Origin of the sequence: Candidimonas sp. SYP-B2681 (assembly GCF_003971065.1) — a bacterium.
GTDB lineage: Bacteria > Pseudomonadota > Gammaproteobacteria > Burkholderiales > Burkholderiaceae_B > Pollutimonas.
Map to the genome: position 1 here is coordinate 162,016 of NZ_RYDV01000005.1, position 16,860 is coordinate 178,875.

Sequence of the window (16,860 nt, forward strand, 5' to 3'; positions counted from 1 at the left end):
TGGACATATCTCCATCTTTACAATTTGCTCTAACCTCGTTGACGGGCGGACCGGTCAAAGTTGGCCCTTGTGGCATGAGTCTTGCGACACTGCAGCCCCAAGGGGACTCCAGGCTTATGCAGCGACGTCATATGAAGCATAAAGGGGCAATAAACGTCTTGATCGGGTTTCTGGTTTCGGGCAGTCTGGTGCTTGCCGCGCAAGCGCAGGAACCGTTGTCCGTACAGCCCGTGTCATCGGGTGTCTTCGTACACATTGCTGTCCATGAGGATGCAACCGCTGACAATCGCGGGATGATTGCAAATGTGGGCTTTATCATCGGGCAACGTTGCGTTGCTGTCATTGACTCCGGAGGAAGTCTGGCCGGAGGCCGGGCGCTTAGAGCGGCAATTCGCCTTCAGACGGACAAGCCGGTTTGTTATGTCATTAATACACATGTACATCCGGATCATATATACGGGAATTCGGCATTTATTGAGGATAGACCGCGTTATATAGGGCATCGTAACCTTGCCGCCGCGATGCGTGCTCGGCAGGTCTATTACGCCGCTTATCTTGACCGGACAATAGGTACGGAATTGGCGCGGCCCAGTGCGCTTGTATTTCCCGATCAATTCGTAGATTCTGTACAGGAAATCGATTTGGGTGATCGCAAGCTCATCCTGCAGGCGTGGCCAACGTCGCATACCGATAATGACTTGACGGTTTTCGATGTGCAAACGGCCACATTATGGCTGGGCGATTTATTATTTCGAGAAAGAATTCCGACTCTCGACGGCAGGCTTGCCGGCTGGCTTTCAACGATGACGCAACTCGAATCCATACCCGCACGTCAGGTGGTGCCTGGCCATGGTCAATTCAGTAGTGATTGGCCAGCAGTGTTGATACCGCAGCGCGAGTATCTGCAGCGCCTGCAAAAGGATGTCCGTTCTGCTTTAAAGGCAAATCGTTCGCTCCAACAAGCAACAGATGAAATTGGGGCGTCGAATCGGGCGCAGTGGAAATTATTTGAAGAGTCGCATCGCCATAATGTGACTGCTGCCTTCACCGAACTCGAGTGGGAGGATTAACCCGCTTGTCTACAGTTTGGAATCGGAGTACAAAAACAAAAGGATCAGGAGGTGTCATGAACGCTTTTCTTTACTGGATTCGGCGTGTTGTTGCCGGCCTGCTGGTAGCGGTGCCAATGGCGGCGATGTCGGCTGAATTGTCCAATCCGCCCGACAGTCCAATGTGGCAAAAGCTTCATGCAGGTCTTTTTCAGAACAGGCCTATAAGTGATGACGGCAACGAACTTATTCAGCTGACAGCCCCCAAACGAGCTGAAGACGCTGCGGTGGTGCCCATTTCGATCCGCGCAAAAATACTGCAGTCTCCCGAGCGCTACATCAAGTCCATATATTTGATTGTTGACGATAATCCCGCGCCTCTGGCGGCGGTGTTCCATATGACGCCCGAAAGTGGACGTGCCGATATTGAAACGCGAATTCGCGTTGAGCAATACACCTATGTGCGAGCAGTAGTTCAGACGAACGATGGTGCACTTGCCATGACGAAGGTGTACGTCAAGGCGTCTGGCGGATGTTCCGCACCTGCGAACCGGCAAGGGCCTGGGGGCGATGACCAACTGGGCAAAATAAAGCTTATGACGCAGGAATCGCCGCCCTTGAATCAGCCCGTAATGGTGCAGTTGATGATACGTCACCCAAATGCCTCGGGCATGGTAATGGATCAGGCGACCCGGCTTTATCAGCCGCCACATTATGTACGCAAGCTGGACGTCTCATATGCGGGTAAACCGGTAATGAGCGCAGATGTCGATTTTGGAATCAGCGAAAACCCAAACTTCCGCTTCTATTTCATTCCGTCGACTCACGGCGTCTTAACTGCCAGAGCCGAAGATTCAAACGACTTGGTCTTCGATACGTCGTTGGAGGTCCGTCCAGAATAGATAAACGGCCGGGTATTACCATCGGAGCCGGCGCCTGCACTATCGGCAGCAATCTCGACCTAGTTGGCCTGCTTGTTTTCAACCATACTGCGTACCATATAGCGAATTCCTCGGCTCCAGGTTTGATCGGTGTTGCCGCGGATATCCACTGATTTATTCAGAACTATATTGCCAGTTTGTACATCGCGTACTTGAATATTGATGTTCAAAATAAGGTTGCTGACTTTCTGGACCCAGCCTGTCAATACGCGGGGCGTATTCAATGCGTGCCCAATGTCGACGTCGCATCCATTGCAGCTGTGCAATTCGAAGCGTTTTTGCAATTCGGCGATCAGTGAGGCTGCCGGAGCGTTATCGACGACGGTATACAACTGATTTTCTGCAATGGCTTCACGCAGCTGCTGGCTTATCATGGCGAGCCGCCTTTTTTGTTCGGCGTCCTTTGCCGATTCACCGGTATTGTCGATAAGCTCAAAGTCCATTATTGCAATGGAGTGTTTTTGCGGTTCGTCGGTGGCGCAGATAAAAGGCGCATAACCGATCAAGGCGGCCGCACACAAAGTTCGGGCCGCAGAAAGCATAGAAGCATGACGCTTATTTAAGGAAGCATTCATCGGCGGCTTTGCCTTCGATTGCCTTGTATTTCTTCGCCATTACCTTAACCTGTTCCGGGTCGCGGAATTCAGCGCCGCGCTCGCCGCCTAAACGCAAGTACTTCGACGCCGTGGATATTTCGGCATATTCAATAAATGAAGCTTGCTTTGCAATTTCATCGATGACGCAGGAGCACTTATAGAAAGATTCATAGTTTTTCCCGCTGTGACTCTGCATGCATTCCAACACATACTCGACACGTGTCGTGGTGGGAAAATCGTTAGTGGACTGTGCCGTAGCTGCAACTGGCATACTGATTGCTAAAGTAATGAAGAGCGCTGCCAACCTGGAGAGCTTCATATATTCCCCTGAATGCGAATAATCGTAGTGACGACAAAATCGGAAGCCAGAATCCCAAAGGGGAAGATCATCGAGGCCTGATGACTTCTCGAATCCTATGCGGCTCTATGGGTGATAGCAAAAGCCATGCCATTTTTATTATTAGTGCTGATATTGTGCGGGGCGAGTTCGTTGATGCCAGCTTCAGCAACGGAGTCACGGGTTCCCCCTATGCAGGAACTCGCGCCGGGCGTCTATGCGATCATCGGAGAAAACGCCGAGGCGGCTCCTGAGAATCATGGGGCGGTCGGCAATCAGGGCGTCCTGATCGGTGACGATGGCGTGATTCTTATTGACACGGGTACCAGCGCGCGCTACGCAGCTGAGCAGTTAGACGCGTTGAAGCGCCTTACCCCCAAGCCGGTCGTGCTGGCCATCAATACGCATCAAAGTCCCGCGTTTGTCTTTGGAAACGGCACACTTGCGCTACAAGGTGTGCCAATTCTTGCACACCGCGACGTTGCCGACTTGATCCGCCAGCGTTGCGAACGATGCCTGAAGAAACTCAACGAGGTATTGGGAGCGCAGGAAATGGCGGGGACTACAGTCACCGTTCCAGACAGGCTTATTGAAGGCGCAATGGTCATTACTGTCGCCGGACGGCAGTTGGATATCGTGTATTTCGGCCACACCTCGTCCCCAGGCTCAATAGGGATTATCGATCGGGCGTCCGGTGTGTTATTTGCGGGCGGTTTGGTTTCAATCGGTCGGATTCCCGACGTAAAAGATGCCCGCATTGATAATTGGCTAGACGCTCTCGACAAGTTGAAGGCTCGCAAGCCCCGGCTTCTAGTGCCTGGCGAAGGGCCGGTATCTGCCCCATCACAGGTCGATGATCTAGCCGGTTATTTAAGGGCCTTACAGAGTTCGGTCATTGGGGTTTATAAGGGCGGGGCAGGACTTGGCGAGGCAGCAAAGCTGTCTCGACTTCCGCAATTCGAACGTTGGCCTTTATACGATCCTCTACACAACAAAAACGTCGAGCAGCTCTATCTTCAGCTCGAGCGCGAAGCTCTCCAATAGCGCAACATCGGGCGGGTATCGTTAAGACCGAACTCATCTTCTCAAAACTGGCGCGGTTATTGCTAAGCATTGGGAAGCTGGCATATAGCCACTCACCCAGGGGTCCTGGTTATCAGAAAGTCGGTCGGACCTTATTGTTTATTAGGAGACAAAAAATGAGCATAAAAATTCATCCGGCGGTCGACGATGGCATCAGGCCCGCAACTCCGGGATTCGCAGGAGGAACGCTGTTGTGCGACTGCGCAGATAATAAAGTCGAGGTGACCATCAGTTCGCAAACAGCCCATAACCACGTATGTGGTTGCTCCAAGTGCTGGAAGCCGGCTGGTTCATTATTTTCGCAGGTAGCTGTGGTATCGAGCGATGCCGTGAAGGTGACCGCCAATGCCGACAAGCTCAAGGTGGTAGATCCCAGCGCGACCATACAGCGCCACGCCTGCACCGGATGTGGCGTCCATATGTACGGACGCATCGAGGATAAAAACCATCCCTTCTATGGCCTGGACTTCGTACATACCGAGAGATCGCCGCAAACGGGATGGGCGGCACCGGAGTTCGCGGCATTCGTATCGTCGATTATCGAATCGGGCGCGCCGCCTGAGCAGATGGGTGCTATCAGAGCGCGTCTGGTCGAGTTAGGGCTGCCACCTTATGACTGCCTTTCGCCACCGCTCATGGATGCGATCGCCACCCATGTCGCCAAATCGAAAACACGATAAGCTACTGCGTTAACCTATGGGGGCGGCATAGCCGCCCCAAGCCATTTTATTAGAAGAGGAATTACCCATGGACGTACGTGCAGCAGTAGCCACCAAGGCCGGCGCTCCGCTTACCATTGAAACAGTGCAACTCGAGGGGCCTCGCGCCGGCGAAGTGCTTGTCGAAATCAAGGCATCCGGGGTCTGCCATACTGACCTATTCACATTGTCGGGCGATGATCCGGAAGGCCTGTTCCCCGCAATTCTCGGACACGAAGGCGCAGGCATCGTCGTCGAGGTAGGCGCCGGGGTCACGACGCTTAAAGCTGGCGATCACGTGATTCCGCTGTATACGCCCGAATGTCGAACATGTTCATATTGCCTCTCTCGCAAGACGAATCTTTGCCAGGCCATCCGTGAAACTCAGGGCCGCGGTGTCATGCCCGATGGCACCAGCCGCTTCAAAATGAACGGCAAAGAAGTGCTTCATTACATGGGCACATCGACGTTCTCGAATTACACCGTGGTGCCGGAGATCGCCTTGGCGAAAATCCGCGAAGACGCGCCATTCGAGAAGGTTTGCTATATAGGATGCGGCGTAACGACTGGTATTGGCGCGGTGATCAACACCGCCAAAGTGCAACCTGGCGAGAACGTGATTGTCTTTGGCCTCGGAGGGATCGGCTTAAACGTAATCCAGGGCGCACGTTTGGCCGGCGCTGACATGATTGTAGGGGTCGACATCAATCCGGCGCGGGAAGAACTCGCACGTAAGTTCGGCCTTACTCATTTTGTCAATCCTAACGAGGTAGAAGGCGACCTGGTCCCCTATCTGGTGAACCTGACCAAAGGAGGAGGCGATCACACTTTTGAATGCATCGGTAATGTCAAGCTCATGCGCCAGGCCCTTGAGTCCGCTCACAAGGGGTGGGGCAAAAGCACGATCATTGGCGTAGCAGGAGCTGGGCAAGAGATCGCTACTCGCCCTTTCCAGTTAGTTACGGGTCGCGTCTGGCAAGGCTCCGCTTTCGGCGGCGCGCGGGGGCGTACCGATGTGCCCAAGATCGTAGACTGGTATATGGACGGAAAGATCAACATCGACGACCTCATCACCCACGTGATGCCGCTCGATAAAATCAATGATGCCTTCGATCTGATGAAAGAAGGAAAGTCCATTCGTTCGGTCGTGACGTTCTAAAGCACACCACCGATCGGGCCCATGTGTCGCGTTAATGGCGGCGCATGGGCCATTTTGCTATTTACGACTAACTGGATTAAAAACATGACGATCACTACCCTATCGAAAAACAAAAGCTTCGGAGGTCAGCAGGGCGTTTATAGCCACGAGTCGCTCGAGACCGGCACAACCATGAGGTTCGGTGTGTATTTGCCTCCCGCCGCCGAAGTGAAGCCCGTGCCAGTGCTTTTCTGGTTATCTGGCTTGACGTGCACCGAAGAAAACTTCATCGTTAAAGCCGGGGCGCAGCGTATGGCTGCTGAATTGGGGCTGGCCATCGTTACGCCCGACACCAGTCCCCGCGGCTTGAATTATCCGGGCGATACCGACAGCTACGATTTCGGTGTAGGCGCAGGCTTTTATGTTGATGCCACAACAGCACCGTGGGCAAAGGGGTACAGAATGAGCTCCTACATCACGAAGGAACTGTTCGATCTGGTCTTTTCAGAGTTTTCGGTGGAGTCCGGTCGGGCGGGCATATTCGGGCATTCTATGGGGGGCCACGGAGCCCTGACGATAGGCCTGAAAAATCCAGAAAAATTCCGGACCATTTCGGCCTTCTCACCCATTGTGTCTCCTAGTAGATGCCCATGGGGTGAAAAGGCACTGTCCGGATATCTCGGTGCTGACCGCAGCACGTGGGACGAATACGATGCTACCTGCCTCGTCAGGAAATATGGCTGGTCCGGCCCGGAGATCCTTGTCGATCAAGGAAGCGCCGACCAGTTCCTGCAAGAGCAGCTCAAGCCGGAGCTGCTGGTGGACGCCTGCACCGAAGCGGGGGTCTCTTTGAATCTGCGCATGCAGCCTGGCTATGATCACAGTTACTTCTTCATTTCGACCTTTATCGAAGATCACCTGCGCCATCATGCAAGCCATCTGTAAATATTGTTGACGCATAGCCGTCCTGGCATGCTGGTTTACGCTTTTAGCATCTTCATTGCCCTGGTGAGTGTTTGGCTCGCTACCGAATATTTTCGCCAGGGATCATTTCCGCGGTCTAGACGTTCGTGAATATTCCCGACGTGCCATTGAGCTGAATTTTTCAGTTTCTCGACTTCTTCCCAGGAAACCGGTACCGACACTCCCATGCCGGGCCGGGCGCGCGCCGACCAGGCCGCAACGGTGGTGGCGCCGAACCCATTGCGTAGATAGTCAATGAATATCTTCCCAACCCGGTTGCGCGGCCCGCTTTTGGCGGCGAAGCGTTTGGGAAGAATTTTGGCAACGTGTACCACGACAGCCTGGGAAAAATCCTTGACGGTGTCCCAGTCGTGCCTTCGTTTCAAAGGCACTACTACGTGTAAACCTTTGCCGCCGCTGGTCTTCACGAACGAGGTCAGTTCCAACTCAGCAAGAAAAGCGCGTATTACAAGCGCCGCTTCCTGCATGGCAGGCCACTCAACGCCTTCACCAGGGTCCAGATCGAAGGTCATGCGATCGGGCTTGCCGATCGACGTCTTGATAGCGTTCCAGGTATGGAATTCGATGACGTTCATTTGCGCCGCGCTTAATAAGCCCTGCGCGTTGGCGACTTCCATCAACGGTTCATGATCAGGGTCTAGCTCTTGGGAAAGCAGCCTCACTCCCGTCATTTTTCTGGTCTCGAGATGCTTCTGAAAGAACATGGTGCCATTGACGCCTTCGGGCGCGCGCAGCAATGAGACAGGTCTACCTTTAAGGTGCTCGAGCATAAGAGGAGCCACCAAGGCGTAATACCGGATGAGCTGGATTTTTGTCGTCGCTGTGGACGTGTCTATCACGCGCTCAGGATGCGTGATCTTCATCTTGCTCAACAGTGATTCGTTGCCAGCTGAACGATCAATGGAATTGTCTGGCGAGCCATCAGTGTGTTCGGCCTTTCGCACGGTATGGGTTTTTCTAGTGGCGGGGGTCGACATGCTTGTCTCTCGAATGATGGCGCTGGCGGGTTTGTCAGTGCGCAAGCCATGAAACACGGAGTGCCGTACGCGGCCTGTGTCAGTCCACTGGCCGAAGGAAACCTCGGCGAGTAGCGTTGGTTTTACCCAATGGGCCTTCTTGTCGATGCCGGTTGATTCTACAAATGGTCGGTCTGCTGAATGCAAAGCGGAGAGTTTTTGTTTTATATCGTTCAACGAACTGGCATTAAAGCCCGTTCCGACGTTTCCGGCATAATGCAATGCGCCATGTGCGTCATGCACGCCAAGCAACAAGGAACCAATTCCTTCCCGCGACCCTTGAGGGTCGGTGTAGCCCCCAATGACAAATTCTTGGCGCAAGGTGCACTTGAGTTTGATCCAGTCAGCCGATCGTCGTGAAACGTACGGCGACGCTTTTTTCTTGCCGATGACTCCTTCGAGCCCCATTCTGCAGGCTGACGCAACGATGTCGCGTGCTGCGACATCGAAGGTATCGCTGAATCGTATGGAGCCGGGAATGTCTGCTTTACGCTGCTTCGAAGATTTTCTGCCTTCATCGGTCACCAACGTCCGAAGTTTTTCGCGACGCTCGGTCAAAGGCAGTTTGCGTAAATCATGGCCGTCGCAGAAGGGCAAGTCGAACAGATAATAGACAATATTGCTTGTCTTGTTGCGATCGAATGCGCCTTGCAATGCTTGAAAGTCGGGTATGCCTCTATCATCCAGCACAACAATCTCGCCGTCGTACCAGCCGTCAGGCAACTTCATCTTGGTGAGGTCTTTGGCTAGCGAAGTCAGTTTATCGGTCCAGTCGTTCCCATTACGCGTGATAAGTTGGACGCCGTTGTTCTCGATACGCGCGAGCAAGCGGTAGCCGTCGAACTTTATTTCGTATAACCAGGCGTCGGCTTCTGTTTGGGGTGCATCAACTAACGTCGCCAGTTCAGGACTGAAATTCACTGGGAGCTTGGTAATGGATTCAGCCACTTCTTTATTCTGGATCCCCGCAACGCTGTCCGGCATTTCGTCCACGACACTGAATTCGGATGCAGGACGAACGAATTCATCCTTCTCTTTTATAAGCAACCATGGGTCCTGCTTTTCTGTTCGGCTTTTCATGCGGATCAGCGCCCATTTCCCGTGCAATTTGTGCCCATGAAGTTCAAACTTCAGCCTACCCTCGCGATAGGCCTTGGCCGCATCGCCCAATGGTTTCCACGTGCCTTTGTCCCAAATGATGACCTTCCCCGCGCCGTACTGTTTTGGCGGAATCACGCCTTCAAAGGTATTGTAGGAAATGGGATGGTCCTCGACATGGACGGCCATCCTCTTGTCAGCCGGGTCGAAACTCGGGCCCTTTGGAACGGCCCAGCTTTTCATGGACCCATCGATTTCCAGTCGAAGGTCGTAGTGCAGACGCGACGCCCAATGTTTCTGGATGACAAAAGAGGGCGCTTGCTCGTTAGCGGCTCCCCCTTCCGGCGGTTCGCTGGTAAGCGAAAAGTTTCGCTTCGACCTATAAGTGGATAAGGGATCGGCTTTGCTCATGACTATGCTGCTTTACGACCGGCCGGTGATGGCGACTTTCCGGTTTTTCTTGCGTGAGCCGGCTTTCCTGTGTTTTTGTCGCCGCTCGACGATTTCGCCGGTTTGCTTGGCGATGTCTTGGCCGCGGCGGTTTTCGATTTTTTCACCGTAGCCGCTGGACTGCGCTTCGCGGCAGACTTCGCAGATGTACTTGCTGCGCTTTTCTTGGTCGCGCTCGTTTCGGCTGGCGCATTTTGCGATGCGCCAGTTCGACTCCCCTTATTCAAGCTACGTTGTAGCATCTCCGTCAGGTCATAAATCTTTGCGCCGGCGGTCTCGCTTTCTTCAGCTTCCGGCTGCGATACGGATTCCGTTTCACCAGCCTCGATTTTTTCTTTAACCAGTTGCAGGATCTGGTCTTTGAAGGAGTCGGTAAAAGCTTCGGGTTTCCATTTCGCGCTCATGTCCTTTACCAGTTGCTCTCCCATCGCCAGCTCTTTTTCCGTGAGTCCCGCCGCCTTGGCGCCTTCGGCAGGAAGATTAAGCTCGTCCCACGATCGGATTTCATCTCCCCAGCGCAGTAAATTCAGAATGAGGGCCGGTCCGCAAGGCATGAGCACGGCAAGGTGCTGTTTAGTCTGAATCACCACCTTGGCAATGCCTACTTTCCTGGTTTTTCGCAATACCTCCCTTAGCAGGGCATATACCTTAGAGCCCCGATTTATGGGCGATATGTAGTAGGGACGCTCCAGATAGATAAAGGGTATATCGCTTAACGGTACGAAAGCTTCTATTTCAACCGTTTGTGTGGTTTTCGGATAAGCCGCCTGGATTTCTTCAGGGGACAACACAACATATTGGCCGTCCTCGTACTCGATGCCCTTGACGATGTCTTCTTTGGCAATTTCCTTACCCGTCTTCTTATTAATGCGTTTGTAGCCAACAGGATCCATGCTGCGTTTATCCAACCAGTCAAAATCCAGTCCTTGATCCGCGGTAGCCGAATGAAGGGCTATCGGAATGTGTACCAGGCCGAAGGAGATCGCCCCTTTCCACAATGCACGCTTACTTGTAGTTGCCACCACGGATCTCCCCTGCAGAAGGCGCTTTGCTAGCGGTGATGTCATCTGTAGCAACTAACATGCCTGCCCTAGTGGAAGTTAAGCCAGTCGTCTTTCGTTTGTTGCAATTGCAAATGGAGAGCGTTTACATTTTTGTTCGCTATATTTAATGCAAATCGGGATCATGCTATGCAGCGAAGGCATCAGGATGCGTAAATTATTATTGGGGACCATGTTGGCCGGGTTGTTGAACGCGACCGCATATGGGGCCCATCGAGTCCAAGGCCGTTGTCAGCAACTATGCCGCTTTAGCTCAGGCCGGATAGGAAGATGCGTTGTCCACCGCACGCGCGCTGCAGAAAACAGTGGCTTCCCTTCTTGCCAAACCCAGTGCCGATTCGCTGAAAGGCGCGCGAGACGCCTGGCTTAATGCCCGCGTCCCGTATCAACACACGAGGCTTTCCGGTTTGGCAATCCCATTGTCGATGATTGGGAAGGGCGCGTAAATGCCTGGCCGCTGGACGAAGGGGCTTGCAGGCCGAGCTGGAACGAATTCGCGCCAATTTTACGGATATTTCAACGAACATAAGCCGTGCCGTCAAAATTGGAAATCCCTCTAGTGGCCTAGTGAATTTCATGGAAACTGACGACGGTTACCGGCGATTGACGCTAGTTGCGCTATTGATCAAGAACGCAAAGCGCCTGGTCGATGAATACGTCGCGCCGGCTTTAGGTATAAGGATAGGCTCAATCCGCTCGACGGCGGTTGATCGCCGCCAATTTCTGGCTCTGCTAGCCGTCTATGGCGGTTCGTTGACCGCTTACGCCAATGCTGCGTCTAAGTTACCTGAGAATTCAGCCGATGGGAGCATCATGGTGGCCACCGAGAATGATTACGAGGCGGGCCGAGGCGTGCTGGGAATTTACGACAGCAGTCCGGGCGCAAGGTTCCGTCGTGTCGGCGAGTTTGACACGGGGTATCGGCCCGCATGAAGTGATCTTGAAGCCCGACGGGCGCACTCTGTGCGTAGCCAACGGCGGAACTCGGACCCATCCGGATTACGGCAAGCTCGAATTGAACAGCGATACCATGCAGCCCTCGCTGGCTTACGTAGGACTTACTTTCGGCGAAATTACTCGATCAGAGTTACTTGCGCGCCGAGCTTAATCGCTTGTCGGTACGCCACTTGATTCTCGACGCGTTTGGCGCGGTATGGTTTGGGTGCCAATATACAGGACCTACAAAAGATGTCGTTCCCTTAGTTGGCCGACATGTCCTTGGCCCGGAGCCTGCGTTATTCTTCGGGCCGAAAGACCCGCTGCGCTGCATGAAGCAGTATGTGGGGTCGATTTCAGCAAATTTCACAGGAACGATAATTGCTGGCTCCAGCCCAGTCGGGTGAAAAATACTCTTTTGGGATGCAGCAGACGGAGCCTGCATGCAAGAAACTCTCATGTTCGACGGTTGCGGTGTGGCGCCCGCGCCTGGCGAAGGATTCTTGGCCAGTAGTGGTCAGGGCGAGTTTCTTCACGTTAGAAAAAATTTGAAGCAAGCGACAGAGAGATCGATAATCAGCAGTAGTGACTGGGACCATCATTTGCGGTATTTTTAGAACGTAGTCTCAATCTAAGGGACGAAGTCAAAGAGATTCAGACGAAGCACTTGCTGCGTGCGCTGAATAGTGATGCAAGCGTGAAGAATTAATTAGAAATACCGGACTTCGTTGAGGGCCGAAAGTTCTCTTCTAATCAGAAGGTTAGGGTAACAAGCTAGAAATCGATTGAAACTGCCGAGCGTCCGCCGGATGTGGTGCGCGTGCCACGAACTTTATCAGGGTAAACCCTTGGTATCTTGGCTGTTTTAGTGGGTTTTGTTGCGCTTATCCCACAGAAAGCGCGAAAACAGGCGCTTTTACTAACAGGATCATAGCCAGCAGCCCGTATTTTTGATGCAATAGCTCCAACTTCCCATCGCGGAGTTAGAAAGAGCAGCAGCACTCGTTTCGGAAGTCGCTGCTCTGTTTACTCAAATCTACGGAGATTTCTTACATGAAAAAGACTCTGCTCGCTGCTGCTCTAATTGCTGGCTTCGCTGGCGTTGCTCAGGCAGAAACATCGGTTACCTTGTACGGTATCCTGGACGGTGGTATCGGTTACCAAAAACTTGAAGCTGGTCCTGCTACAGCCAAGAAAACTGGCATTATCAACGGCATTCAGTCCGGCAATCGCTGGGGCCTGAAAGGCTCCGAAGATCTGGGTAATGGTCTCCGCGCTGTATTCCAATTGGAAAGCGGCTTTGATCTTGGCACCGGCAATAGCGCTCAAGGTGGCCGCCTGTTCGGTCGTCAAGCAACTTTGGGTCTGGCTGGTGATTCATGGGGTCAATTGGACGTCGGTCGTCAAACCAATATCGGCAGTAAGTACTTCGGTGCTATCGATCCGTTCGCTCTGGGCTTCAACCAAGCTAACGTCGGTACGACTTTCAGCGCCGTCAACACAGTACGTTACGACAACATGGTAATGTACCAAACCCCTAACTTCTCCGGCTTCCAGTTCGGTGCAGGTTACTCGTTCAGCACGAACGGCAATCAAGGCTGGGATATCGACGCTCCTGGTCGTGCCAATCCTAACGACACGAACAACCGTGCTGTCACTACCGGTATCCGTTACGTTAATGGTCCCCTCGCCGCTGCGTTGACATACGACCAATCCAAGATCAAGGCCACTAACGTAAACGTTAAGTCATGGAACCTTGGTGGCGCCTATGACTTCGAAGTTGTGAAGGCTCACGCTGCTATCGGCCAAACACATAACGGCTTGTTCTCCTCCGGTATTTCTGACGAGATCGGTGGTGTTAACCCTCTTAGCGGCATTAATCTGGATGGCTTGAAGGTTAACTCGTACATGCTTGGTTTGACTGCGCCTATCGGCAACGGTAAGTTGCTGGCTTCTTGGCAAATGGCTGACCCACGTAGCAACCCAGACGTACTCGTTGCTACTGATTTGGAAAAGACTCAAATCTACAGCTTGGGTTACACATACGGGCTGTCCAAGCGTACCAACCTTTACGCAATCGGTTCGTATGCTAAGAACGCATTCTTCCTTGACAGTGCGAAATCGACCCTGGTCGGTGTTGGTGTTCGTCACCAGTTCTAATCGGATTGCATAGCTAGTCTATGCGCGGAAGCCGCCCGGCCTGCCGGGTCGCTTCCAAATCTGAAGCAGGCGCAAGCTTGCGGCAAAAAGCCACTCTCCGGAGTGGCTTTTTGTATTGCGACACTGCGCCGATTCGGTGCTTATGATTTGCTGAAGACTGGTGTGAAGGGTATCTCAGTTGGGCGTGGCGACAGGGTTGTAAGAGGCGTTGCGGGACTGGTTTTTGTGCTTGGCTACAGGGGTCTTGATGGGGCGCGGATTTGCCGACACAGGTCTATCTGGAGCTCCTGGTGCGTTGCTGTCGGCTCAATAGTGCGTGGCGGCTTGCCAACATGTTTCAGGCGGGGCGCTTGCGTCCGAAAGACGCTGGCAAAATGCTACAATCCGAGGGTTTACTTATCGTGATTGGTTGCTTGGCATGAATCTGCAAGAGTACTTTCCCGTTCTGCTTTTTATTATTGTGGCAACCGTAATTGGCTTTGCCCTGTTAGGCGCAGGACGATTGCTTGGGCCTCACCGGCCTTATGCCGAAAAGTTATCGCCTTACGAGTGCGGTTTCGACGCTTTCAGCGACTCGCGCATGAAGTTCGATGTGCGCTATTACCTGGTCGCAATCCTGTTCATTATGTTTGATCTGGAGATTGCGTTTTTGTTTCCCTGGGCTATTGCTAACGGTACGATCGGCCTCGTCGGTTTCTGGACCGTGTTGGTATTTTTAGCGATTCTCACAGTAGGCTTCATCTACGAGTGGAAAAAAGGTGCGCTGGATTGGGAGTAGGTCGGCATAAGCCGCAGGCTGCGGTTTTCGGCTGAAGGACTATGTAGTGAATGTAGGTCGAATCAAGGCTCACACCGCTTGTGATTCGGTACACCGGTATTAAATAGGCAAAGTTATGGCTATCGACGGCATTATGAAAGAAGGTTTTATAACCACCAGTGCAGACAAGTTTCTGAATTGGGCCAAAACGGGTTCTTTGTGGCCCATGAGCTTTGGGCTGGCCTGTTGTGCGGTCGAAATGATGCACGCCGGGGCGGCTCGCTACGACCTTGATCAGTTTGGTATTATTTTTCGCCCAAGTCCCCGTCAGTCCGACTTGATGATCGTGGCCGGTACTCTCTGCAACAAGATGGCTCCAGCCTTGCGCAAGGTATACGACCAAATGGCCGAACCCCGCTGGGTGGTTTCAATGGGCTCCTGTGCCAACGGCGGTGGTTATTACCACTATTCATATTCCGTGGTGCGCGGCTGTGACCGCATCGTGCCCGTCGATGTGTACGTGCCCGGGTGTCCTCCCACGGCTGAAGCCTTGGTATACGGTCTCCTGCAAATGCAGAACAAGATTCGTTTGACGAACACCATTGCGCGCTAAGCCGGCTTGGCTGTCACCCCTAACGTTGAACTGCTTGAAATATGACTCGGCTCGAAACGCTACAAAATAATCTTCTGGCTACCTTCGGTGAATCGATTTCACTGAAACTTGCCCTGAACGAACTCACGCTCGAAGTTCCCGCCAAAGACTGGATCGACACCTGTACGGCATTACGCGATAACGCGTTGCTGGGTTTCGATACCTGCATCGATTTATGCGGGGTGGATTACTCGGCCTGGGGTGCCCCCACGTTCGCTTACCAGCCTGGCTTGCACCCGCAACGCTTTGCGATCGTAGTGCATTTGCTATCGGTCAGGCACAACTGGCGCCTGCGGATACGGGTGTTTGTTCCTAACGACGAATTTCCGGTATTGCCTACGTTGGTCGATGTATGGCCCGCGGTTAACTGGTTTGAGCGCGAAGCCTTCGACTTGTACGGGGTCGTGTTCGACGGTCACCCCGACCTGCGCCGCATTCTTACCGATTACGGCTTCATCGGATATCCGTTTCGCAAAGATTTCCCCCTTTCCGGTAACGTCGAAATGCGGTACGACACGGAGCAGCAGCGGGTTATTTATCAACCCGTTACGATCGAGCCGCGTGAAATCACTCCGCGGATCGTGCGTGAAGAAAGTTACGGGACAGGGCGCTAAGCATGGCTGAAATTAAAAACTACACATTGAACTTTGGTCCTCAGCACCCCGCTGCGCACGGCGTGTTGCGCCTGGTGCTGGAACTCGACGGCGAAGTCATTCAACGTGCCGATCCGCATATCGGCTTGCTGCACCGCGCCACAGAAAAGCTTGCCGAGCACAAGACATACCTGCAAGCTTTGCCATATATGGATCGTCTCGACTACGTCTCCATGATGTGCAACGAGCATGCTTATGTCATGGCGATCGAGAACCTGTTGGGCGTTCAGGTGCCTTTACGGGCCCAGTATATTCGCGTGATGTTCGATGAGATCACCCGGATTCTGAACCACTTGATGTCTATTGGATCGCACGCTCTCGACGTCGGTGCGATGGCGGTCTTTTTGTATGCGTTCCGCGAGCGGGAAGACCTGATGGATTGCTACGAGGCCGTGTCGGGCGCGCGTATGCATGCCGCGTACTACCGTCCTGGTGGGGTGTACCGCGATTTGCCCGATTCCATGCCCCAATATGGCGAGACCAGCAAGTATCGTGGCGACAAGGAATTGCGTGCCATGAACGATGCCCGCTCCGGTTCGCTGCTCGATTTCATCGAAGACTTTACTAATCGCTTTCCCGCTTGTGTCGATGAATACGAGTCCCTGCTGACCGATAACCGTATCTGGAAGCAGCGGCTGGTCGGAATCGGGGTAGTGACTCCAGATCGCGCCAAGGCGCTGGGTATGACCGGGCCTATGTTGCGTGGGTCCGGGGTTGCGTGGGACTTGCGAAAAATGCAGCCCTACGAAGTCTATGACCGCGTGGATTTTGACATCCCCATCGGGACCAACGGCGATTGTTACGATCGCTATCTGGTGCGAATTGCTGAAATGCGCGAAAGCAATCGGATTATCCGCCAGTGCGTTGAATGGCTGCGCAATAATCCCGGCCCGGTAATGGTGGATAACTACAAGATTGCGCCGCCCAGCCGCGAGCGTATGAAGACAGGCATGGAAGAGCTGATTCACCATTTCAAGCTTTTTAGCGAGGGTATGCATGTGCCGGCTGGTGAAACCTATGCCGGCGTCGAGCATCCCAAGGGCGAATTTGGAATTTACATGGTGTCTGATGGCGCCAATAAGCCGTACCGAGTCAAAATTCGTGCGCCGGGCTTCGCGCACCTGCAATCTTTAGATGAAATGTCGCGCGGCCATATGATTGCCGACGCGGTGACGATAATCGGCACCTTAGATATTGTGTTTGGCGAAATCGACCGTTAATCGGCATAAGCCAAGGTAAAACCGGATTCAA

Annotated in this window: 15 protein-coding genes and 3 pseudogenes; 14 read left to right on the top strand and 4 right to left on the bottom strand. The window is 53.2% G+C overall.

The window, feature by feature from the left end; all coding sequences use genetic code 11:
* The first annotated feature begins 131 nt into the window (after positions 1 to 131).
* Positions 132 to 1,070 (top strand): quinoprotein relay system zinc metallohydrolase 2, encoded by a 939-nt coding sequence (locus EKL30_RS11985; RefSeq protein ID WP_126707462.1) that lies wholly within the window; start codon positions 132 to 134, stop codon positions 1,068 to 1,070.
* Between the two features lie 56 nt (positions 1,071 to 1,126).
* Positions 1,127 to 1,951, top strand: a complete 825-nt coding sequence (locus EKL30_RS11990; RefSeq protein WP_199748552.1) for a quinoprotein dehydrogenase-associated SoxYZ-like carrier — start codon at positions 1,127 to 1,129, stop codon at positions 1,949 to 1,951.
* Between the two features lie 59 nt (positions 1,952 to 2,010).
* Here the strand turns inward: EKL30_RS11990 and EKL30_RS11995 are convergent, their stop codons facing one another.
* Complete coding sequence (locus EKL30_RS11995; protein ID WP_126707463.1) at positions 2,011 to 2,565, bottom strand: DUF3280 domain-containing protein; 555 nt, start codon at positions 2,563 to 2,565, stop codon at positions 2,011 to 2,013.
* Entirely contained in the window at positions 2,546 to 2,905 is a 360-nt protein-coding gene (locus EKL30_RS12000) for a hypothetical protein (RefSeq protein WP_199748553.1), read from the bottom strand. Before EKL30_RS12000 ends, EKL30_RS11995 begins: the two co-directional genes overlap by 20 nt.
* A gap of 126 nt (positions 2,906 to 3,031) precedes the next feature.
* Between EKL30_RS12000 and EKL30_RS12005 the strand changes: the two genes are divergently transcribed.
* The 4 genes from EKL30_RS12005 to fghA all read left to right on the top strand — a co-directional run bounded on the left by EKL30_RS12005 (position 3,032) and on the right by fghA (position 6,787).
* Positions 3,032 to 3,967 carry an MBL fold metallo-hydrolase gene (locus EKL30_RS12005; RefSeq protein ID WP_126707464.1) on the top strand — a complete coding sequence of 312 codons (936 nt, stop codon included), beginning with the start codon at positions 3,032 to 3,034 and terminating at the stop codon, positions 3,965 to 3,967.
* 155 nt (positions 3,968 to 4,122) lie between these two features.
* The gene (gfa, locus tag EKL30_RS12010) at positions 4,123 to 4,686 is read left to right on the top strand and encodes an S-(hydroxymethyl)glutathione synthase (RefSeq protein ID WP_126707465.1); all 564 of its coding nucleotides are present in this window, start codon (positions 4,123 to 4,125) and stop codon (positions 4,684 to 4,686) included.
* A 67-nt stretch (positions 4,687 to 4,753) separates the two neighbouring features.
* Entirely contained in the window at positions 4,754 to 5,863 is a 1,110-nt protein-coding gene (locus EKL30_RS12015) for an S-(hydroxymethyl)glutathione dehydrogenase/class III alcohol dehydrogenase (RefSeq protein ID WP_126707466.1), read from the top strand.
* An 84-nt stretch (positions 5,864 to 5,947) separates the two neighbouring features.
* A complete protein-coding gene (fghA, locus tag EKL30_RS12020; protein ID WP_126707467.1) occupies positions 5,948 to 6,787 on the top strand; it encodes an S-formylglutathione hydrolase in 840 nt (279 codons plus the stop codon).
* 35 nt (positions 6,788 to 6,822) lie between these two features.
* Here fghA and ligD read toward each other — a convergent pair whose 3' ends face one another.
* Complete coding sequence (gene ligD / locus EKL30_RS12025; RefSeq protein ID WP_126707468.1) at positions 6,823 to 9,351, bottom strand: DNA ligase D; 2,529 nt, start codon at positions 9,349 to 9,351, stop codon at positions 6,823 to 6,825.
* A gap of 2 nt (positions 9,352 to 9,353) precedes the next feature.
* Positions 9,354 to 10,412, bottom strand: a complete 1,059-nt coding sequence (locus tag EKL30_RS12030) for a Ku protein (protein ID WP_233583063.1) — start codon at positions 10,410 to 10,412, stop codon at positions 9,354 to 9,356.
* Between the two features lie 187 nt (positions 10,413 to 10,599).
* Between EKL30_RS12030 and EKL30_RS19475 the strand changes: the two are divergent.
* The 8 genes and pseudogenes from EKL30_RS19475 to EKL30_RS12065 all read left to right on the top strand — a co-directional run.
* Positions 10,600 to 10,920, top strand: a pseudogene (locus tag EKL30_RS19475) (imelysin family protein); the annotation flags it as partial.
* 344 nt (positions 10,921 to 11,264) lie between these two features.
* Positions 11,265 to 11,559, top strand: a pseudogene (locus EKL30_RS19330) (DUF1513 domain-containing protein).
* Positions 11,531 to 12,004: pseudogene (locus EKL30_RS19335) on the top strand (DUF1513 domain-containing protein); the annotation flags it as partial. The pseudogenes EKL30_RS19330 and EKL30_RS19335, both read left to right, overlap by 29 nt.
* A gap of 436 nt (positions 12,005 to 12,440) precedes the next feature.
* Positions 12,441 to 13,547 (top strand): porin, encoded by a 1,107-nt coding sequence (locus EKL30_RS12045; RefSeq protein WP_126707470.1) that lies wholly within the window; start codon positions 12,441 to 12,443, stop codon positions 13,545 to 13,547.
* A 418-nt stretch (positions 13,548 to 13,965) separates the two neighbouring features.
* The gene (locus EKL30_RS12050; RefSeq protein WP_126707471.1) at positions 13,966 to 14,325 is read left to right on the top strand and encodes an NADH-quinone oxidoreductase subunit A; all 360 of its coding nucleotides are present in this window, start codon (positions 13,966 to 13,968) and stop codon (positions 14,323 to 14,325) included.
* A 115-nt stretch (positions 14,326 to 14,440) separates the two neighbouring features.
* On the top strand, positions 14,441 to 14,917 hold the full coding sequence (locus EKL30_RS12055) for an NADH-quinone oxidoreductase subunit B family protein (protein WP_126707472.1): 477 nt from the start codon (positions 14,441 to 14,443) through the stop codon (positions 14,915 to 14,917).
* A 41-nt stretch (positions 14,918 to 14,958) separates the two neighbouring features.
* A complete protein-coding gene (locus EKL30_RS12060; RefSeq protein WP_126707473.1) occupies positions 14,959 to 15,570 on the top strand; it encodes an NADH-quinone oxidoreductase subunit C in 612 nt (203 codons plus the stop codon).
* A 2-nt stretch (positions 15,571 to 15,572) separates the two neighbouring features.
* Positions 15,573 to 16,829 carry an NADH-quinone oxidoreductase subunit D gene (locus EKL30_RS12065; RefSeq protein ID WP_126707474.1) on the top strand — a complete coding sequence of 419 codons (1,257 nt, stop codon included), beginning with the start codon at positions 15,573 to 15,575 and terminating at the stop codon, positions 16,827 to 16,829.
* Positions 16,830 to 16,860: the final 31 nt, after the last annotated feature.